General features: G+C 74.7%; 18 protein-coding genes. 9 read left to right on the plus strand and 9 right to left on the minus strand.

All coding sequences use genetic code 11. The features are described from left to right. Nucleotides 1–54: 54 nt before the first annotated feature. Entirely contained in the window at nucleotides 55–429 is a 375-nt protein-coding gene (locus tag ACZCLJ_RS07515; RefSeq protein WP_463106001.1) for a VOC family protein, read from the plus strand. 15 nt (nucleotides 430–444) lie between these two features. On the opposite strand, the gene ACZCLJ_RS07520 is transcribed toward ACZCLJ_RS07515, so the two are convergent. The 4 genes from ACZCLJ_RS07520 to ACZCLJ_RS07535 form a co-directional block, all read right to left on the minus strand. Continuing rightward, nucleotides 445–927, minus strand: a complete 483-nt coding sequence (locus ACZCLJ_RS07520) for a DUF456 domain-containing protein (RefSeq protein ID WP_251153093.1) — start codon at nucleotides 925–927, stop codon at nucleotides 445–447. Nucleotides 928–1,019: 92 nt separating this feature from the next. Continuing rightward, on the minus strand, nucleotides 1,020–1,826 hold the full coding sequence (locus ACZCLJ_RS07525) for an alpha/beta fold hydrolase (RefSeq protein ID WP_463106002.1): 807 nt from the start codon (nucleotides 1,824–1,826) through the stop codon (nucleotides 1,020–1,022). Next, a complete protein-coding gene (locus ACZCLJ_RS07530; protein ID WP_463106003.1) occupies nucleotides 1,823–2,383 on the minus strand; it encodes a PadR family transcriptional regulator in 561 nt (186 codons plus the stop codon). Before ACZCLJ_RS07530 ends, ACZCLJ_RS07525 begins: the two co-directional genes overlap by 4 nt. 101 nt (nucleotides 2,384–2,484) lie before the next feature. Further along, nucleotides 2,485–2,850 (minus strand): hypothetical protein, encoded by a 366-nt coding sequence (locus tag ACZCLJ_RS07535; protein ID WP_463106004.1) that lies wholly within the window; start codon nucleotides 2,848–2,850, stop codon nucleotides 2,485–2,487. Nucleotides 2,851–3,267: 417 nt separating this feature from the next. Between ACZCLJ_RS07535 and ACZCLJ_RS07540 the strand changes: the two genes are divergently transcribed. The 5 genes from ACZCLJ_RS07540 to cobA all read left to right on the plus strand — a co-directional run bounded on the left by ACZCLJ_RS07540 (nucleotide 3,268) and on the right by cobA (nucleotide 9,664). Further along, nucleotides 3,268–5,028, plus strand: a complete 1,761-nt coding sequence (locus tag ACZCLJ_RS07540) for a nitrite/sulfite reductase (protein WP_463106005.1) — start codon at nucleotides 3,268–3,270, stop codon at nucleotides 5,026–5,028. A 137-nt stretch (nucleotides 5,029–5,165) separates the two neighbouring features. Continuing rightward, entirely contained in the window at nucleotides 5,166–5,864 is a 699-nt protein-coding gene (locus ACZCLJ_RS07545; RefSeq protein ID WP_463106374.1) for a phosphoadenylyl-sulfate reductase, read from the plus strand. 8 nt (nucleotides 5,865–5,872) lie between these two features. Next, nucleotides 5,873–6,859 carry a sulfate adenylyltransferase subunit CysD gene (gene cysD, locus ACZCLJ_RS07550; protein ID WP_251153088.1) on the plus strand — a complete coding sequence of 329 codons (987 nt, stop codon included), beginning with the start codon at nucleotides 5,873–5,875 and terminating at the stop codon, nucleotides 6,857–6,859. Next, nucleotides 6,859–8,271 carry a sulfate adenylyltransferase subunit 1 gene (locus tag ACZCLJ_RS07555; protein WP_463106006.1) on the plus strand — a complete coding sequence of 471 codons (1,413 nt, stop codon included), beginning with the start codon at nucleotides 6,859–6,861 and terminating at the stop codon, nucleotides 8,269–8,271. Before cysD ends, ACZCLJ_RS07555 begins: the two co-directional genes overlap by 1 nt. 7 nt (nucleotides 8,272–8,278) lie before the next feature. Further along, entirely contained in the window at nucleotides 8,279–9,664 is a 1,386-nt protein-coding gene (gene cobA / locus ACZCLJ_RS07560) for a uroporphyrinogen-III C-methyltransferase (protein WP_463106007.1), read from the plus strand. A 68-nt stretch (nucleotides 9,665–9,732) separates the two neighbouring features. On the opposite strand, the gene ACZCLJ_RS07565 is transcribed toward cobA, so the two are convergent. Both ACZCLJ_RS07565 and ACZCLJ_RS07570 read right to left on the minus strand, forming a co-directional pair. Beyond that, complete coding sequence (locus ACZCLJ_RS07565) at nucleotides 9,733–10,350, minus strand: LuxR C-terminal-related transcriptional regulator (RefSeq protein WP_463106375.1); 618 nt, start codon at nucleotides 10,348–10,350, stop codon at nucleotides 9,733–9,735. Nucleotides 10,351–10,424: 74 nt separating this feature from the next. Next, nucleotides 10,425–11,789, minus strand: coding sequence for a PspC domain-containing protein (locus ACZCLJ_RS07570; RefSeq protein WP_463106008.1), 1,365 nt, complete (start codon nucleotides 11,787–11,789; stop codon nucleotides 10,425–10,427). A 137-nt stretch (nucleotides 11,790–11,926) separates the two neighbouring features. On the opposite strand from ACZCLJ_RS07570, the gene ACZCLJ_RS07575 reads away from it, so the two are divergent. Beyond that, complete coding sequence (locus ACZCLJ_RS07575; protein WP_463106009.1) at nucleotides 11,927–13,552, plus strand: PspC domain-containing protein; 1,626 nt, start codon at nucleotides 11,927–11,929, stop codon at nucleotides 13,550–13,552. Beyond that, entirely contained in the window at nucleotides 13,552–14,097 is a 546-nt protein-coding gene (locus ACZCLJ_RS07580; protein WP_463106010.1) for a hypothetical protein, read from the plus strand. Before ACZCLJ_RS07575 ends, ACZCLJ_RS07580 begins: the two co-directional genes overlap by 1 nt. A gap of 179 nt (nucleotides 14,098–14,276) precedes the next feature. On the opposite strand, the gene ACZCLJ_RS07585 is transcribed toward ACZCLJ_RS07580, so the two are convergent. Further along, a complete protein-coding gene (locus tag ACZCLJ_RS07585) occupies nucleotides 14,277–15,092 on the minus strand; it encodes a hypothetical protein (protein ID WP_463106011.1) in 816 nt (271 codons plus the stop codon). A gap of 203 nt (nucleotides 15,093–15,295) precedes the next feature. Between ACZCLJ_RS07585 and ACZCLJ_RS07590 the strand changes: the two genes are divergently transcribed. Further along, nucleotides 15,296–16,438, plus strand: a complete 1,143-nt coding sequence (locus tag ACZCLJ_RS07590; protein WP_463106012.1) for a glycosyltransferase family 4 protein — start codon at nucleotides 15,296–15,298, stop codon at nucleotides 16,436–16,438. A gap of 25 nt (nucleotides 16,439–16,463) precedes the next feature. Here ACZCLJ_RS07590 and guaA read toward each other — a convergent pair whose 3' ends face one another. Next, nucleotides 16,464–18,077, minus strand: coding sequence for a glutamine-hydrolyzing GMP synthase (guaA, locus tag ACZCLJ_RS07595; RefSeq protein WP_463106013.1), 1,614 nt, complete (start codon nucleotides 18,075–18,077; stop codon nucleotides 16,464–16,466). Between the two features lie 42 nt (nucleotides 18,078–18,119). Then, nucleotides 18,120–18,800: a thiamine phosphate synthase gene (thiE, locus tag ACZCLJ_RS07600; RefSeq protein WP_463106014.1), complete on the minus strand. Its 681-nt coding sequence runs from the start codon at nucleotides 18,798–18,800 to the stop codon at nucleotides 18,120–18,122. Nucleotides 18,801–18,822 lie beyond the last annotated feature (22 nt).

Below are 18,822 nucleotides of genomic sequence, written 5' to 3' on the forward strand. Positions count from 1 at the left end.
CCGCGCGAGCGCGGCGCTGCAGGCTCACCGTCCGACCCTCCGAGGAGAAGAGTCATGACCAGCCTCACAGGCGTGCACACCGTCGCGATCCCGGTCGCGGACCAGGACCGCGCGCTCGCGTTCTACACCGGCACGCTCGGCTTCGAGCTCCGCCTGGACGCCGAGCTCCAGGAGGGCCTCCGGTGGATCGAGGTCGCCCCGCCCGGCGCCGCGACGTCCGTCGCCCTCGTCACGGCGGGCGACGGTCTGCCGTCGGGAGTCGACACCGGGATCCGGCTCGCCACGGCGGACGCCGCGGGCGACCACGAGCTCCTCGCCGGTGCAGGGGCGGACGTCGACGAGCTCTTGCTCTGGGAGGGCGTCCCGCCGATGTTCTCGTTCCGCGACCCCGACGCGAACACGATCTACGTCACGCAGACGCCCGGCTGACCTCGGCGGCCCGGCTCAGGTGAGCGCCAGCCCGACGCCCCACACCGCGGCGGCGAGCAGGCCGCCGAGCAGCTGGACGACGATCGTGATCCCGGTGGCCTGCATCGCGGCGACCGTCGCGCGCCAGGCCGCGCGGCGGTCGCGCCGGCGCAGCAGCTCGGCGACGAAGACCGCGAGCACGAAGCCGACGAACAGCCCGACCACCGGGATGACGAAGAACCCGACGACGCCCGCGATCCCGCCCCACACGAGCGTCGACCACGGCACCTCGGCCCGTCGCATGTGCCGACCGGCGAGGACGTACTGGGCGACCTCCGCGGCGACGACGAACACGGCGGCGACAGCGAAGACCACCCACGCCGCCGCACCCCCGGTGACGATCGCCCACACGAGGACGGCCCCGAGCACGAGCACGTTCCCGGGCAGGACCTGCACGACGATCCCCACGAGCCCGACGAGGATCGCCAGCCCGACCAGCACCTCTCCACCCACGCTCACGCGCGCAACTCTGGCACGGGCGACCGAGCGGTGACCATTCGCCCGCGAGCCGGCCGGAGCACCGGCCGACGCTCACGTCCGGTCGCCGGCGCTCACGCGCGGGGAGCGAGCGGCACGAGCGCGGGGTGCGCGGCGCCGTCGACCACCCACGCGCGGATCATCGCGCTGAACAGATCCGGGTCCTCCGCGCTCCACTGGTGGTGCATGCCGGGCGCGAGGCGCACGACGGCCTCCGGCAGGCGTCGCTCGATCGTCGCCAGGGCCCTGCGGGCGGCGCGCAGGTCCCGGCCGCCCGCGACCGCGAGCACGCGGGCGCCGGACTCCGCCAGCCCGTCCGGCCAGCGCCCGCCGTAGACGTCGGGCAGGAGCCGCTCCATCGTCTCGCGGCGGATCGCGAGCCCCGAGCGCACGAAGAGGTCCCGCGCGTCCGCCGGGATGCCCATGGCGCGCGTCTGCCCCCGCCAGTACCAGGGGCGGTCCCACACGCGCAGCTGGGCGCGGCCGACAGCCCCGGCGAGGCCGGGCACGCCGTCGACCACCGCGCCGGACGCCAGGACCGAGGCGACGAGACCCGGGTGCCGCGCCGCGAGCCGCAGCGCGACGATGCCGCCGAGCGACAGCCCGACGACGTGCACCGATCGCCCGGCCGGGATCGCCGAGACGGTCGCGGCCACGTCGTCGACGACCGCGTCGAGCGACGCCGGGACCTCGGTCGCGCGACTGCCGAAGCCGAGCAGGTCGGGCGTCCACAGGTCGAGGTCGTCGAGGTGCTCCACCTGCGGCTCCCACATCCACGACGCGACGTTCCCGCCGTGGAGCAGGACGACGGACGCGCGGTCCGCGCCCGGCCCGCCCGCACGCGCGGCGGGGTGGTGCCCGACGGCGCCCGGCGCGGTCACGAGATCCCCTCGCGCTCGGTCTCGTCGAGCCATGCGATCTCCGCACGGGCGTGCGCGAGCCCGTGGCGCAGGGTCGCGATCCGGAGCGCGAGGCCCCGGGAGCCGCGGACGCGGGACGCGAGAGCCCCGCCCTCCGCCATGGCCGCAGCGATCCTCGCCTCCTCGGCCGCCAGGACGGCGATCGCCTCCTCCGCCTGCGCGCGACGGGAGGCGAAGAGCGTCGCGACGCCGTCCTCGTCGAGCTGGTCGGCGAAGAAGAGCCTGCCGAGGAACGGCTCCCGGGAGTCCTCCGGCTCGAGGGGCGACGCGAGCCAGTCGCGCAGGGCCGCACGTCCGCTCGCGGTGATCCGGTGGACCTTGCGGTCCGGGTAGCTCTCCTGCGGCACGACCTCGACCTCCGCGAGCCCGTCGTCGACGAGCGCCGCCAGCGTGCGGTACAGCTGCGAGCGGTCGGCCGCCCAGAAGTGGTTCACGGAGGAGTCGAACGCGCGCTTGAGGTCGTAGCCGGTCATGGGCTGGATCGTGAGCAGCCCCAGCACGAGATGTCGGAGGACCATGCGACTAGTGGACCATGCACATAGTTGCCCGTCAACGGTCGGGGCATGACGAGGGCCCGCCGACGGATGGTCCGTCGGCGGGCCCGGTCGGGACGCGGGCGTCAGTTCCAGAAGACCGCGACGAGGATGTTGACGAGCGTGAGACCACCGATGGCGTGCTTCACGCCCGGGGCGACGGCGCCGTCGGACGCCTTGGCCGCCTGACGCTTGGCGACGAACGCGAGGACGGCGATCACGAGGGCGACGACGAGCTTGACGCCGATCTTGGCCATGTCCGGACCCCCGCCGTCCCAGACCGACGCCTCCCCGATCCCGACCATGGCGACGCCGGCGACGAGCGCGGTGAGCGCGCCGTGGAAGACGCCCTTGTACAGCCCGGGCGAGCGGAGCGAGGCGAGGTAGCCGCCGAGGACGATGGCCCATCCGACGAAGTGCAGCGCGACGAAGACGTTGTAGAGGAACTCCATGGGGCCAGCATATTTGCTGACACGCGTGTCGTGAAACTTTGCACAAGGTGAGACGCGCCCGGCCCCGCCTCGGGCGACGCGCGACAGGGCGGGCCTTGAAAAACTCGACTGATTCGGTCTACTCTTCTCGGTTTCCCACCATGCGGACGAGGGGTGTCCACGGCGCGTGACCGGGGTTACTGTTCTGCCCATGACCACGGCAGCCCGCACCCTCCTCGTGACCTCGCGTCACGGGATGCCGGCGTGCGCGCTCACGTGTCTCAGCTGTTGTCGCTGAACCGCGCCCGACTCAGCGCGAGCCCTGGCTCGCTCCCCCCTGAGAACCGGCGCGCGCCGTCGGTCCTCAGCACCTCGCACCCTCGCTGAGCTCTCGCCGTCGCGCGTCCCCGCCCCCGAACGAGGACACGAGGAACACCGATGACGCAGGCCACGACTGCGCCTGACACCACCGGCGACGCGACGGCCGGGCCCGAGCGTCCGGCCCGCGCCGCGGGCGAGCGCCCGGCCCGACCGGCGCGCGCCGCGCGCCCCAACGGGCAGTGGAAGGTGGACGGCACCGAGCCGCTCAACGCGAACGAGAAGTGGAAGCAGGAGGACGGCGGTCTGTCCGTCCGCGAGCGCATCGAGACGATCTACGCCCGCGAGGGCTTCGACTCCATCACCGGCGACGACCTGCACGGGCGCTTCCGCTGGTGGGGCCTGTACACGCAGCGCAAGCCCGGGATCGACGGCGGCAAGACGGCGACGCTCGAGCCGCACGAGCTCGAGGACAAGTACTTCATGCTCCGGGTCCGGGTCGACGGCGGGGCGCTCACCACCGAGCAGCTGCGCGTCATCGCGGACATCTCGAAGGACTTCGGCCGCGACTCCGCCGACATCACCGACCGGCAGAACATCCAGCTCCACTGGGTCGAGGTCGAGAACGTCCCGGAGATCTGGCGCCGGCTCGAGTCGGTGGGCCTGCAGACGACGGAGGCGTGCGGCGACGTCCCGCGCGTCGTCCTCGGCAGCCCGGTCGCGGGCATCGCCGCGGACGAGCTCATCGACATCGGCCCCGCGATCGCCGGGATCACCGAGAAGTACATCGGTGTCCCCGAGCTGGCGAACCTCCCGCGCAAGTTCAAGACCGCGCTCACGGGCCACCCGAGCCAGGACGTCGTGCACGAGATCAACGACGTCGCGTTCGTCGCGCACCGCCACCCCGAGCTCGGCGTCGGATTCGACGTGTGGGTCGGCGGCGGGCTCTCGGCCAACCCGCGCCTCGGCGAGCGCCTCGGCGCGTTCTGCACGGAGGAGCAGGTGCCCGACGTGTGGCACGGCGTCGTGCAGATCTTCCGCGACTACGGCTACCGCCGGCTGCGCAACAAGGCGCGCCTGAAGTTCCTCCTCGCCGACTGGGGGCCGGAGAAGTTCCGCGAGGTCCTCGAGACGGAGTACCTCGGGTACCGCCTCCCCGACGGCCCGCCCGCGCCGAAGCCGCCGGTCCCCGGCGACCACGTGGGCGTGCACAAGCAGAAGGACGGGCTCAACTACGTCGGCGCGGCGCCCTACGTGGGCCGCGTGTCCGGCACGATCCTCGCGAACGTCGCCGACCTCGCCGAGTCGGTCGGCTCGCGCCGCGTGCGGCTCACGCCCCACCAGAAGCTGCTCGTGCTGGACGTCCCGGACGAGAGCGTCGAGCAGGTCGTGAGCACGCTCAAGGCCAACGGCCTCGACGCGAACCCGAGCCCGTTCCGCCGCAGCACCATCGCGTGCACCGGGATCGAGTACTGCAAGCTCGCGATCGTCGACACCAAGGACACCGCGACCGCGACGATCGACGAGCTCGAGAAGCGCCTCGGCGACCTGTCCGGCATGAAGCCGCTGTCGTTGCACGTCAACGGGTGCCCCAACTCGTGCGCGCGCATCCAGACCGCGGACATCGGGCTCAAGGGCCAGCTCGTCCTGGACGACGACGGCGAGCAGGTCCCCGGCTTCCAGGTCCACCTGGGCGGCGGGCTGGCCTCGGACGACCGCGAGACCGCGGGCATGGGCCGCACGGTGCGCGGGCTCAAGGTCACCGCGACCGACCTGCCGGACTACGTCGAGCGCGTCGTACGCCGCTACGAGTCCGACAAGGACGGGACCGAGACCTTCGCCGAGTGGGCGCACCGGGCCGACGAGGAGGCACTCCAGTGAGCGAGCAGACGACCACGGACCCGCTGGCCGCGCTGCGCGCGGCCGCCCGGGCGAAGGCGGAGCAGCGCGAGGCGTCGAAGGCGGCGCACCACGCGGAGCGGGTCGAGCACGGGCGCGAGAAGCGCTCGCTCGACGAGCTGCGCGAGATCGCGCGGCGCGGCGTGGCCGAGCTCGCGGGCTCGGGCATCGGCGCCGACGACGAGGCGACGGCCGAGCAGGTCATCGCCTGGGCAGCGCGCGAGTTCGGCACGTCGGTCGCCGTCGCGTGCTCGATGGCCGACGCCGTGCTGCCGCACGTCGTGGCGCAGCAGGTCCCGTGGGTCGACGTGCTGTTCCTCGACACGGGCTACCACTTCGCCGAGACGGTGGGCACGCGCGACGCCGTCGAGCAGCAGATGGACGTGACGATCGTCGACGTGAAGCCCGAGCTCACGGTGGCCGAGCAGGACGCCGCGCACGGCAAGGACCTGTTCGGGCGCGACCCGGCCCTGTGCTGCCAGATGCGCAAGGTCGAGCCGCTGCACCGCACGCTCGCGGGGTACGAGGTCTGGGTGACCGGGGTCCGCCGCGACGAGGCGCCGACCCGGACGAGCACACCCCTCGTCACGTTCGACGAGAAGAACGGGCTCGTGAAGATCAACCCGCTCGCGGCCTGGTCGTTCGACGACCTGCTCGCCTACGCCGCGAAGCACCAGGTGATCCTCAACCCCCTGCTGAACGACGGATACCCCTCGATCGGCTGCCTGCCGTGCACCCGGCGCGTCGCGCCGGGCGAGGACCCGAGGGCCGGCCGCTGGGCGGGGCTCGACAAGACAGAGTGCGGACTCCACGTATGAGGACGGGCATGACGACCATCGACCTGACGACCGGCCCGACGACAGACGCTGCGCACACGGAGGTCGCGCCCGACGCCGCGCTCCCCGTGGGTCGGCGGCTCACCCAGCTCGACGCGCTGGAGAGCGAGGGCATCCACATCATCCGCGAGGTGGTGGCCGAGTTCGAGCGCCCCGTGCTGCTGTTCAGCGGCGGCAAGGACTCCGTGGTGATGCTGCACCTCGCGGTCAAGGCGTTCGCGCCCGGCCCGGTGCCGTTCCCCGTGCTGCACGTCGACACGGGCCACAACTTCCCCGAGGTCCTCGAGTACCGCGACGCGACGGCCGAGCGCCTGCGCCTGCGGCTGGAGGTCGCGAGCGTGCAGGACTACCTCGACGACGGCCGCCTGCGCGAGCGCGCCGACGGCACGCGCAACCCGCTGCAGACGCAGCCGCTGCTCGACGCGATCACGGGCCACAAGTTCGACGCGGTGTTCGGGGGCGGGCGGCGCGACGAGGAGAAGGCGCGCGCGAAGGAGCGTGTCTTCTCGCTGCGCGACGAGTTCGGCCAGTGGGACCCGCGCAACCAGCGTCCCGAGCTGTGGAACCTCTACAACGGCCGCCACCGGCCGGGCGAGCACGTGCGCGTGTTCCCCCTGTCGAACTGGACCGAGCTCGACGTGTGGCGCTACATCGCGCGCGAGAACATCCAGCTGCCGGAGCTCTACTACGCGCACGAGCGCGAGGTGTTCGACCGCGACGGCATGCTGCTCGCCGTCGGGCCGTACTCGCTCCCCCGGACGGACGCCGAGACCGCGTCGCTCCGCACCGAGACCGTGCGGTACCGGACCGTCGGCGACATGTCGTGCACCGGGGCCGTGCGCTCGGACGCGACGGGCGTCGAGGACGTCATCGCCGAGGTCGCGGCCACGCGCATCACCGAGCGCGGCGCGACCCGCGCCGACGACCGCCTCTCCGAGGCCGCCATGGAAGACCGCAAGAAGGAGGGGTACTTCTGATGGGCGCCCACACCACATGGACAGACGACGCCGCGGCGGCCACTTCGGCTGACCGTGCGCTCGACGACGACCGCCGCGGGACGCTGCTGCGCCTCGCGACCGCGGGCTCGGTCGACGACGGCAAGTCGACGCTCGTCGGCCGCCTGCTCTACGACTCCAAGTCCGTCCTCGCGGACCAGCTCGACGCCGTCGAGCGCGTGTCGCGCGACCGCGGCCTCGAGACGGCCGACCTCGCGCTGCTCACCGACGGCCTGCGCGCCGAGCGCGAGCAGGGCATCACGATCGACGTCGCGTACCGGTACTTCGCCACGGCCCGGCGCTCGTTCATCCTCGCGGACTGCCCCGGGCACGTGCAGTACACGCGCAACACGGTCACGGGCGCGTCGACGGCCGACGTCGTCGTGCTGCTCATCGACGCGCGCAAGGGCCTGCTCGAGCAGACGCGCCGCCACCTCGCGGTGACGAGCCTGCTGCGCGTGCCGCACGTCGTGGTCGCGGTGAACAAGATCGACCTCGTCGACTACTCGCGCGAGCGCTACGACGAGCTGGCCGCCGGCATCCGCGCGGCGGCGGCTGCGCTCGGCGTCGCCGACGTGCACACCCTGCCGGTGTCCGCGCTCGTCGGCGACAACGTCGTGGACCACGGCAGCCCGAACACCCCCTGGTACGACGGCCCGAGCCTGCTCGAGCTGCTCGAGTCCCTCCCCACCGGCGACGACCCGGACGCGGAGTCCTTCCGGTTCCCCGTGCAGGTGGTCATCCGCCCGCAGACGGGGCTCGCCGCGGCGCAGGACGCCGACCGGTACCGCGACTACCGCGGGTACGCGGGCCAGGTCGCGTCCGGGGTCGTGCGCGTCGGGGACGAGGTCGTCGTGCTGCCGTCGGGCCGCCGCACGACCGTCGCGGGCATCGACACGGCCGACTCGCTCGCGAGCGGCGAGGAGCTGACGGAGGCGTTCGCACCGCAGTCCGTGACGATCCGCCTGACGGACGACGTCGACGTCGCCCGCGGCGACCTGATCGCCGCCGCGGCCGAGGCGCCCGAGGTCAGCCAGGACGTCGAGGGCACGGTCGCGTGGCTCGCCGACCGCCCGCTCCTCCCCGGGTCGCGCGTGCTCCTCAAGCACACGACCCGCACGGTGCAGGCCGTGGTGCGCGACGTCGTCGGGCGCCTCGACCTCGACTCCGCCGAGCTGGAGCCCGCCGAGCGGCTCGAGCTCAACGACATCGGCCGCGTGACGCTGCGCCTCGCGTCCCCGATCGCCGCCGAGGAGTACGTCGTCGCTCGTCGCACTGGCGCGTTCCTCCTGGTCGACGCCCAGGACGGCGGCACCCTCGCCGCCGGCATGGTCGGCGACGCGCTCGCGGCGGCCCGCCGGCCGGCCGAGCGCCCCGGCGCGTACACGATCTGAGGACACGATGACCAGGACCCGCGCCACCGGCGCCGACGACCGTGACGACGCTGCTGCGTCGCACCACGAGACGTACCCGCTCGGCCTGCGCGTCGCGGGTCGGCTGACCGTGGTGGTCGGGGGCGGTCCGGTCGCCGCGCGCCGGGCGCGGGGCCTGGTCGAGGCCGGGGCGAGCGTCCAGGTCGTGGCGCCGTTCGTGTGCGAGGACCTGGGCGCCCTCGTCGAGGAGCAGCACGTGCGGTGGGTGCGCCGCGACTACCTCACCGGCGACCTCGACGGCGCGTGGCTCGTCCACACCGCGACGGGCGACCGCGAGGTCGACGCGCTCGTCGCCGCCGACGCCGAGGCCGACCGGGTCTTCTGCGTCACCGCGGGCGACGCCGAGGCAGGGACGGCGTGGGTCCCGGCCGTCGCGCGCACGCGCGTCCCCGGCCCGCTCGGTCCCGAGGGCTCCGACGCCGAGGTGAGCGTCGCGGTGAACGCCGGGCGCGACCCGCGTCGGGCGCAGCGCGTCCGAGACGCCGTCGCGGCGCTCCTCGACACCGGCGAGCTGCCGCTGCGGGGCGTGCGCGGGAGCGTCCCTGCACCGGTCGGTGCTGCGAGCGCCGACACGGCCGACGCGCTCCTCGCGAACGCGGGCCCGGTCACGACGCCGCTCGTGCGCCCGGTCGGCTCCGTCGCGCTCGTCGGGGGCGGTCCGGGCGACCTCGGGCTCATCTCGGTGCGCGGCCGGCGTCTGCTCGCGGAGGCGGACGTCGTCGTCGCGGACCGGCTCGGTCCGCGCGGCCTGCTCGACGAGCTGGCCGACGACGTGGTCGTGGTCGACGTCGGCAAGACCCCGGGCCACCACCCGGTGCCGCAGTCGGAGATCAACGCGATCCTCGTGCACCACGCACTCGTCGGGCGTCGCGTCGTGCGGCTCAAGGGCGGCGACCCCTACGTGTTCGGCCGTGGCGGCGAGGAGCTCGACGCGTGCCGCGAGCACGGCATCCCCGTCGAGGTCGTGCCGGGCGTGACGAGCGCGGTGTCCGTCCCCGCGGCCGCCGGGATCCCGGTGACGCACCGCGGCGTGTCGCGCGGGTTCACCGTGCTCACGGGCCACGAGGACGTGGGCAAGGTCCCGGCCGCGACCGACCACACGGTCGTGCTGCTCATGGGCGTGTCCCGTCTCGCGGAGACCGCGGACGCGCTCGTCGCGCAGGGCCGCTCGCCCGAGACCCCTGTGGCCGTCGTCGAGGACGGCTACGGCCCGCGCCAGCGCACCACCGTCGGCACGCTCGCGACGATCGCCGACCGCGCGCGCGAGGCCGGCGTCCGCCCGCCCGCCGTCACGGTCGTGGGCGACGTCGTCCGCTTCTCCCCCGCCTGGACCGGACCCCCCGCCCCCCGTTGAGTGCTGGCTATTTGTCGTCGGAACAGCGCTCGCTCGACAAATATCCAGCACTCAACGGCGGCGCGCCGTCAGAGGAGGCGGCGCTGGGCCGCCCAGCGCGTCAGCTCGTGGCGCGACGAGAGCTGGAGCTTGCGGAGCACCGCCGAGACGTGGGTCTCGACGGTCTTGATGGAGATGAACAGCTCCGACGCGACCTCCCGGTACGTGTAGCCGCGCGCGATGAGCCGCATGACCTCCTGCTCGCGCGCCGAGAGCCGGTCGAGCTCGTCGTCGCGCACGGCGACGTCGCCCGCCCCCGTGCCGAACGCGTCGAGCACGAACCCGGCGAGGCGCGGCGAGAACACCGCGTCGCCGCCCGCGACCTGGGCGACGGCCGCCGAGAGGTCCGGGCCGGAGATCGCCTTCGTCACGTAGCCCCGCGCGCCGGCGCGGATCACCGCGACGACGTCCTCCGCGGCGTCGGACACCGACAGCGCGAGGAAGCGCACGTCGGTCAGCACGTCGGCGCACCGCTGGATCACCTCGGCACCACCGCCGCCGTTCCCGCCGGGCAGGTGCACGTCGAGCAGCACGACGGGCGGTCGCAGCGCGTGCACGCGCTCGACGGCCGAGTCCACGGAGTCCGCCTCCCCGACGACCTCGACGAGCGCGGGGTCGAGGCTCGCGCGGACGCCGGCGCGGAACATGTGGTGGTCGTCGACCAGGACGACAGGCACCGGGCGGGTCCCGTCGCCCGAGGCGGCCGGGCTGGGGATCGTCGTCACGTCGTCTCCTCGAGGCTCTCCTGCGCAGGTGCGCCGGCGGGCTCCGGGGCAGCCCCGCGCGGCACCCGCAACCGTACTTCCGTCCCCCAGTCGGGACGACTGATGATCTCCGCCGTGCCGCCGCGGCGCTGGACCCGGCCGAGGATCGACTCGCGCACCCCGAACCGGTCGGGCGCGACGTCGGCCATGCGGAACCCGTTGCCACGGTCGCGCACGAACACCTCGGCGGCCGACGCGCTCACCTCGAGGTACACGGAGTAGGGCGGTGCCCCGTGCGCGACGGCGTTGACGAGCGCCTCTCGCGTCGCCTGGAGCAGCGCGGCGGTCTCTTGCGTGGGGACGCAGTCGCCGACGACGACGAGGTCCACCACGACCGGCCCGGCGTCGGTCCCCTCGGCGGAGCCGCCGAGCGCCTCGGCGCGGCGCCCCACGCGCTCGTCCTCGACCTCGGCGACGAGCCCGCGCAGCTCGGCCGCGAGGGACGTCCCCGGCGACGGCCGGTCGTCGTAGAGCCACTCGCGCAGCTCACGCTCCTGGGCGCGCGCGAGGCGGGCGACGGTGTCGGCGTCGGACGCCCGGGCACGGATCAGCGCGAGCGTCTGGAGCACGGAGTCGTGCAGGTGTGCCGCGATGTCGGCGCGCTCCGCCTCGCGGGCGCGGGCGGCACGCTCGTCGCCGAGCTCGCGCACGAGCCGCAACCACCACGGGGCGAGCACGATCGCCACGCCGCCGAGCACCGCGACGGACGCGACCGCGGCCCGCACGATCGACGACGGCCGGGCGTCCTGCCCGACGAGCAGCACGATGCCCACCAGCACGAGGACCACCCCGCCCGCGATGCGCACGACACCGGCCGGCGTGCGCCCGCCCGCACGGCTCACGAGCCGTCCGCGCTCCGCGGCGTCGAGCTGGCTCCACGCGAGCGCCGCGCCCGCGAGCGCGATGAGCACCGGGATGACCCACGACACCTCGATGTCGATGCCTGCGCGCAGCGCGACGAGGAGCGCCGCGCCCCCGAGCAGCACGACGCCGATCGCGACGTCCCGGACCGGCATCCGCGAGACCCGGCCCTGCAGGCGCGGCGCGAGGCGCGAGAGCGACGCCGGTCGCTGCTCGTCGCGCGCCGTGCGGGGGTCGCCGGCCGGGATGGTGAGCCACCAGAAGACGTACAGCGCGAGGCCGGCGCCTCCCGCGAGCCCGAGCAGGCCCATCACGAGGCGCACCGGCCCGACGGGGACGCCGAGGTGCGCGGCGATCCCGGCGCACACGCCACCTACCCAGCGGCCGCGCTCGGGGCGGCGCAGGGGCAGCACCGCGTACCCGGTGCGGGCGGCGGCGGGAGCGCCGGTTCGAGGTGTCACCCCCCGATCGTCACACGTCGCGGACCCCCTGGGCGTCGTCCGGGGGCCGAACCAGGGTGCGGACGGGCGCTGTTTCAGGGTCGGCTCAGGGTGCCTCCCGATACCCCCGGTACCGTCCGGACGGCCAGCATGGAGGCATGAGCACAACGCCCCTCCCTCCTGAGCCGCCCGGCGGCAGCTCCAGCCCGTCGGCCGGGCCCGGTCCCGACGGCGGCCCGGCGACGACCGGTGGACCGGCACCGACGGCCGGACCCGGCACCGAGGTGCCGCCGACAGCGCCCCCTGCGCCGAGCAGAGCGCCCGGCACGGGCGCCGACGGGTTCTTCGACGGCGTGCGCCGCATCGGCATCGCCCGGTCGGACGACCGCTGGGTCGGCGGCGTGGCGGCAGGCGTCGCGGAGCGCTTCGGCATCGACCCGCTGCTGGTGCGCGGCATCCTCTTCGTCACGTTCTTCCTCTCCGGCGCCGGCCTCGTCCTGTACGGCGCGGCGTGGGCGCTCCTGCCCGAGCGACGGGACGGGCGGATCCACCTGCAGGAGGCCGTCCGCGGGAACTTCGACGTCGCGATGCTCGGTGCGATCGCGTCGGTCGTCGTCGGCCTCTCGTGGGGCGGCGGCTGGTGGTCCTGGTGGGACTACCTGCACCTCGGCTGGCTCACGGGCCTGTTCTGGGTCGCGGCGATCGTCGTGGTGGCGGTGGTGGCGGTCTCCGTCCTGCGGCGTGACGGCACGCGAGGCGGTGCTGGCACCGGCTGGTCCGGACCGCAGGGCGGTCCCGGCTGGTCCGGCGGGAACGGCCCCGAGGGTCCGACGACGCCGGGACCCGTCCCCGGTGCCGCCGCTCCCGGGCACGGCCCGACCGACGCCCCCTGGGGCTCCCCGGCCCCGGTGCCTCCCCACCTGGCGACCTCCGGTGGGGACGTACGGACGGCGGACGCGGCCTCCGACGCCACCCGGACGGCGCACGCGAGCCCGTACGCCGCTGCCCCCGCAGCGAGCACCTCGGCGGCGCCGGCCTGGGCCGCGGGCACGTCCGCCCGCCCCCCTGTCCCGCCCGTGCCGCCGACGCCCCGCCCTCCGAAGCCGCGCCGACCGCGAGGTCCCGGCTCCGCGGCGGTGGGGATCGTCGTCGGCCTGAGCCTCCTGCTCGGCGCGCTCCTGCTCGTGGTCGAGCGCCAGGGTGACCTGGCGTGGCCCGTGTTCCTCACGTGGATCGGCGGATCGGTCGTGCTCGCAGGTCTCGCGATCGTCGTGAGCGGTCTGCGGGGTCGCACCAGCGGCGCACTCGGTTGGCTGGCCGTGCTCGGTCTCGTCGTCGGCGTGCCGACGGCGGTCTGGCAGGACGACTCGACCCGGCTGGTCCTCGGCGACGGCGACGCGCGGACCGTGTCCGACGGGACCTACACCGTGACGCAGCAGGACGTCGCCGAGGCGGGCTTCGCCGTGCGGTGGGGCGACCCGACGATCGACCTGTCCCAGCTCGACCTGTCCGACGCGTCGGGCACGTCACCGGTCGAGGTGCCGGTCGAGCTGGGCGCCGGTGACGTGACGGTGATCGTGCCGGACGACGTCCCCGTCCGCGCGGACGTCCAGGTCCTCGCGGGCAGCGCGCGGTGGCGTGTCGACGGCGAGGACCGCGAGATCGGCGGCGTGAGCACACGGCCGGTCACGTTCGAGAACGCCGAGGTCGAGGCAGGCGAGGACCCGCTGCTGGTCCTCGACGTCGTCGTCGGCGCCGGCCAGGTCACGATCGAGGAGAACTGATGAGCGACGAGAAGGACGTATCGGGCGGGACGCGCCCGCTCCACGACGAGCTGTTCGACGGCGACGCGACGGCGCCGCTCCCCACGTCGACGGACGACACGCAGGTGCTGCCCCCCGCGCTCGCGGACGACACCCTGGCGCTGCCGCCCACGGCGGCGACGTCCACGGGGGCGACGTCCACGGCGGCGACGTCCACGGCGGCGACCTCAGCGGTAGGTGCGGGAGCGGCGGCCGGGACATCGCCCGCCGACGAGCCGTGGACGACCACGGCGCGGGCCGGGAACGAGACGCCCGTGCCCGGGAGCACTGCCCCGCCGGCCGTGGAACCGGGCACGGCCGCAGGCCGCGAGCCCTCGCGTGGCCCGCGGGTCGCGACGATCGTGTGGGGCTTCGTGCTCTTCGCCCTCGGTGCGGCGGTCCTCGCCGCCGCGCTGGGCGCCGACGTCGACCTGGGCCTCGCGGCGATCGTGGTGCTCGTGGTCGCGGGCGTGACCCTCGTGGTCGGGTCCGTCGTGACGAGCGTCCGGCGGCGCGGGCAGAGCTGACACCGGGTGCTCGAAGGCCGAGGGGTCGTGACGACCATCGTCACGACCCCTCGGCTCGTCCGAGCGACGGCCGGTCCGCATGCTCCCCCCGGCGCGACTCAGCGGGAGCGGGTCTCCGGCGTCCGGACGGACGTCTCGGCCGGGCGCGCGGCGGGTCCGCGCGCACCCGGCGCGCCGGGTCAGCTCGCGGGTGTCCCCGGGCGCTCGTCCGGCGGGGTCTGGGACCGGGGCCGGGGCTGCGCCGGGTCCGTGGTCGTCGGGTGCGTGGCCGACGGCGGTGTGGGGTCCTGGGGCGCCGCCTCCGGGCTCGCCCCCGGGGCCGACGGCGTGCCTGTCCCGGGTGCGCCGGTCGGCTCGGCGGTGCTCGCCGCTGCCGCCCTTGCCTCGGCGGCGGGTGTCGAGAGGGCCGAGGTGCGGCCAGGAGCCACGGGCGTCGTCGGCGTGACCGGCGGTGCGGTCGGCGCGACGGGAGCCGCCGGGGTGGACGCCGGGTCGACGTGCCGCCCGACGCCGGACAGGTCGCCTCCCGAGGTGTACGCCGCCGGGGTCTCGACGGCGACGCTCGGGCCGCCGGCGAGCTTGCGCAGGGCGAGGCCCAGCAGCAGGAACAGGATGCCGAGGCCGACGACGAGAGCGGCGACGCCGAACGCCACGACGGACGTGAAGAGCGAGGCCCGGAGGAACGACGCCGTCATGACCGTCTGGCGCGTCGGGTCGTCCTGGTCGAGCTCGGCGTACGTCTGCCCGCCGCTCGCCTCCAGGGCGTGCTTGTTGATGACCTCCGCCTGCGCGTACGCGGTGAGCGGTCCGTTCACGTGCCGCCCCGCCATGAACGACGCGTCGTCGGAGACGGTGATCTCCTCGGCCGACAGCTGGTTCGACACGACGATCCAGGTGCCGATGCCCGCAAGGATGAGGACGATGCCGGCGATGATCGAGACGAGCCCGATGCCCCGGACCCCTCGTGCCGGTGTGACGGTGACCGTGCTGGACATGTGGCGCTTCTCCTTCGTCAGGACCCACCTGGCCCGTCCGGCGCGCCCCCGCCCGCGAGGCGTGGCCGCCGCGGGACGGTCGAACCACCCATTCGAGACCACCGTAGCGACCGGAAGGGCGTGGCGCTCGCGCAGGCGGCGTGTGTCGCCGCAGGTCGGTCCGCGTGTCGTCGGCGCGGCACGCCGGGTGGGAGGATTCCCGGGTGCGCATCACCCACGTCACCGACTGCTACCTGCCGCTCCTCGGCGGCATCGAGACCCAGGTGGCGCGGCTCGCGCAGCAGCAGGCCGCGGCGGGGCACGACGTCGCGGTGGTCTGCACGACGCCCGAGCGGCCGGGCTCGCACGGCATCACCACCGAGGTCGACGAGGGCGTCACGGTGCACCGACTCGCGGCGCGGGTCCCGGGTGGCTACCCGGTCCATCCCCGGGCCCCCCACCACGTCGCGCGCCTGCTGCGCGAGGCCCGACCCGACGTCGTGCATCTCCACATGGGCGTGCTGACCCCGTCCACCCAGGCGTCGCTGCGCGCGGTCGTCCGGGCGGGGCTGCCCGCCGTGCTGACCGTCCACTCCGTCTGGGGCGGCGCCGAGCGAGCGTTCGCCGCGCTCGACCGCGTCGTGCGGTGGTCGCGCTGGCCCGTCCTGTGGTCCGCCGTGAGCGAGCTGACGGCGGCGCCGCTGCGCCGCATCGTCGGCGACCACGGCGAGGTCGCCGTCCTGCACAACGGTCTCGACCTCGACGCGTGGCGCGTCCCCCGGACCGAGCGGGGCGAGCGCATGGAAGGGGCCGCCGTCCACGTCGTCGCGGCGACACGCTTCGCGCCGCGCAAGCGCGTCCTCCCGCTGCTCCAGGTCGTGCGCGACGCCGCGTCCCGGGTTCCCGACGGCGCGCTCCACGCCACGGTCGCGGGCGACGGCCCGGAGCTGGACGCCGCCCGGCGGTTCGTCGCGCAGCGCGACCTGCACGACGTCGTCTCGCTCCCGGGCCGGCTCACCGCGACCGAGCTCAAGCGGCTCTACGCGCGCGCCGACGTGTTCGCCGCCCCCGCGGTCGAGGAGGCGTTCGGCATCGCGGCCCTCGAGGGTCAGGCGGCGGGGCTCGTCGTCGTGACGCGCTCGCAGTCGGGCGTGGCCGAGCGTCTCACCGACGGCGTGGACGCCCTCCTGGCCCACGACGACACGGGCCTCGCCGACGCGCTCGTCCGCCTCGTCACCGAGGACGGCCTGCTCGACCGGGTCGTCGCCCACAACCGCGACGTGCCGTCGTCAGCGGGCTGGCCCCGCGTCCTCGCCGACGTCGAGAACGCCTACGCCCGCGCCGCGAGGATCGCGGCACGGGCGTAGGCCGAACGGCTGGACGCCGCCGGGATCACTCCCACTCGATGGTGCCCGGCGGCTTGCTCGTGACGTCGAGCACGACCCGGTTGACCTCGTTCACCTCGTTCGTGATGCGCGTGGAGATCACCGACAGCACGTCGTAGGGCAGACGCGTCCAGTCCGCCGTCATGGCGTCCTCGGACGACACGGGGCGCAGGACGATCGGGTGGCCGTAGGTGCGGCCGTCGCCCTGGACGCCGACCGACCGCACGTCCGCGAGCAGCACGACGGGGCACTGCCAGATCTCGCGGTCGAGGCCGGCCCTCGTGAGCTCCTCGCGCGCGATCTTGTCGGCGGCGCGCAAGGTCTCGAGACGCTCGGCCGTGACCTCGCCGACGATGCGGATGCCGAGCCCGGGACCGGGGAACGGCTGGCGCCAGACGATCTCCTCGGGCACGCCGAGCTCGAGCCCCACGGCGCGGACCTCGTCCTTGAACAGCGTGCGCAGCGGCTCGACGAGCGAGAACTGCAGGTCGTCGGGCAGGCCGCCGACGTTGTGGTGGCTCTTGATGTTCGCCGCGCCCTCGCCGCCGCCGGACTCGACGACGTCGGGGTAGAGCGTGCCCTGGACGAGGAACTTGACCTCTTCGCCGTGCGCGCCGGCGTCGGCGACGACGTCGCGCGCAGCGTCCTCGAACACCCGGATGAACTCGCGGCCGATGATCTTGCGCTTGGTCTCGGGGTCGCTGTGGCCCGCGAGCGCGGTGAGGAAGCGCTGCTTGGCGTCGACGACGACGAGGTTGACGCCCGTCGACGCGACGAAGTCGCGCTCGACCTGCTCGGCCTCGCCCGCGCGCAGCAGGCCGTGGTCGACGAACACGCACGTGAGCTGGTCACCGACGGCCCTCTGCACGAGCGCCGCCGCGACGGACGAGTCGACGCCGCCGGACAGGCCGCAGATCACGCGCGCCTCGCCGACCTGCGCGCGGATCGCCGCCACCTGGTCCGCGATGACGTTGCCGGGCGTCCACTCGGGGGCGAGACCCGCGCCGTCGTACAGGAAGTGCTCGAGCACGGTCTGGCCGTGCGCGGAGTGCTTGACCTCGGGGTGCCACTGGACGCCGAACAGGCGCCGCTCGCGGTCCTCGAACGCGGCGACGGGTGAGCCCGACGACGTCGCGAGGACCTCGAAGCCCTCGGGCGCGCGGTGCACGGCGTCACCGTGGCTCATCCACGTGGTCTGGTTCTCGGGCGTCTCGGCGAGCAGCACGCCGGCCGAGCAGACCTCGACCTCGGTGCCGCCGTACTCGCGCTGCCCGGTCTGCGCGACGTCGCCGCCGAGCGCCGCGGCCATCGCCTGGAAGCCGTAGCAGATGCCCATGACCGGGACGCCGGCCTCGAACAGCGCCGGGTCCACGAACGGCGCGCCTGCCGCGTAGACCGACGAGGGCCCCCCGGACAGGATGATCGCGGCCGGGTCCTTCGCGAGCATCTGCTCGACCGTGAAGGTGTGCGGCACGATCTCGGAGTACACCTTGGCCTCGCGCACGCGGCGCGCGATGAGCTGCGCGTACTGGGCGCCGAAGTCGACGACGAGCACGGGGCGCGGGGTCGAGGCGACCTGCGCCGTGGTGGGGGTGTCAGGGGTGGTGGCGGGAGACGTCACCGGTCCAGGATAGTCGCCGCGCGGCGCCCGTCCGGCACCGCGTCAGACGCCCGCGCGCTCCTCGAGACGCTCGCGCAGCGCCCGCGCCGCGGTCTCGGGGTCCGCAGCCTCCGTGATCGCCCGGACGACCACGATCCGCGTCGCACCGGCGTCGAGCACCGCGTCGAGACGCCCGGCGTCGATCCCGCCGATCGCGAACCACGGCGTCGTCGGGGCGGACGCGGCGACGTCGCGCAGCAGGTCCAGCCCGACGGCGGCCCGCCCGGGCTTCGTCGGCGTAGCCCACAGCGGGCCGACGCAGAAGTAGTCGACGTCGGGGTCGGCCTCCGCGGCGGCGGCCTGCTCGGTCGAGTGGGTCGAGCGGCCGATCACCGGGGCGGGGCCGAGCAGGGAACGGACTGCCCCGACCGGCAGGTCGCGCTGGCCCATGTGCACGACGGGCGCACCCGTCAGCCCGGCGACGTCGGCCCGGTCGTTGACCGCCCACAGCGCGCCGTGCTCCCCCGCCACCCGCGCCACGAGCTCCTGGAGCTCGAGCTCGCGCGCGACGTCGAGCGTCTTGTCGCGGAGCTGGACGACGTCGACCCCGCCCGCGAGCGCCGCCTGCAGGAGGTCCTCGAGGTCGCCGCGCTCCTCGCGGGCGTCGGTGCACAGGTACAGCCTTGCGGCGGCGAGGCGGGCACGGGCGTCGGTGCCCCACGTGACGGAGGTCTCGGTGCTCATCCGTCGGAGTGTAGGGGCGGGT

The organism is Cellulosimicrobium sp. So1_17, from assembly GCF_055181235.1.

What these genes read in the sequence shown, in the direction of transcription:
- ACZCLJ_RS07515 (WP_463106001.1), top strand. Translation starts at nt 55, where the DNA reads ATGACCAGCCTCACAGGCGTGCACACCGTCGCGATCCCGGTCGCGGAC.
- ACZCLJ_RS07530 (WP_463106003.1), bottom strand. Translation starts at nt 2,383, where the DNA reads ATGGTCCTCCGACATCTCGTGCTGGGGCTGCTCACGATCCAGCCCATG.
- ACZCLJ_RS07535 (WP_463106004.1), bottom strand. Translation starts at nt 2,850, where the DNA reads ATGGAGTTCCTCTACAACGTCTTCGTCGCGCTGCACTTCGTCGGATGG.
- ACZCLJ_RS07540 (WP_463106005.1), top strand. Translation starts at nt 3,268, where the DNA reads ATGACGCAGGCCACGACTGCGCCTGACACCACCGGCGACGCGACGGCC.
- cysD (WP_251153088.1), top strand. Translation starts at nt 5,873, where the DNA reads ATGACGACCATCGACCTGACGACCGGCCCGACGACAGACGCTGCGCAC.
- ACZCLJ_RS07555 (WP_463106006.1), top strand. Translation starts at nt 6,859, where the DNA reads ATGGGCGCCCACACCACATGGACAGACGACGCCGCGGCGGCCACTTCG.
- cobA (WP_463106007.1), top strand. Translation starts at nt 8,279, where the DNA reads ATGACCAGGACCCGCGCCACCGGCGCCGACGACCGTGACGACGCTGCT.
- ACZCLJ_RS07565 (WP_463106375.1), bottom strand. Translation starts at nt 10,350, where the DNA reads ATGTTCCGCGCCGGCGTCCGCGCGAGCCTCGACCCCGCGCTCGTCGAG.
- ACZCLJ_RS07575 (WP_463106009.1), top strand. Translation starts at nt 11,927, where the DNA reads ATGAGCACAACGCCCCTCCCTCCTGAGCCGCCCGGCGGCAGCTCCAGC.
- ACZCLJ_RS07580 (WP_463106010.1), top strand. Translation starts at nt 13,552, where the DNA reads ATGAGCGACGAGAAGGACGTATCGGGCGGGACGCGCCCGCTCCACGAC.
- ACZCLJ_RS07585 (WP_463106011.1), bottom strand. Translation starts at nt 15,092, where the DNA reads ATGTCCAGCACGGTCACCGTCACACCGGCACGAGGGGTCCGGGGCATC.
- thiE (WP_463106014.1), bottom strand. Translation starts at nt 18,800, where the DNA reads ATGAGCACCGAGACCTCCGTCACGTGGGGCACCGACGCCCGTGCCCGC.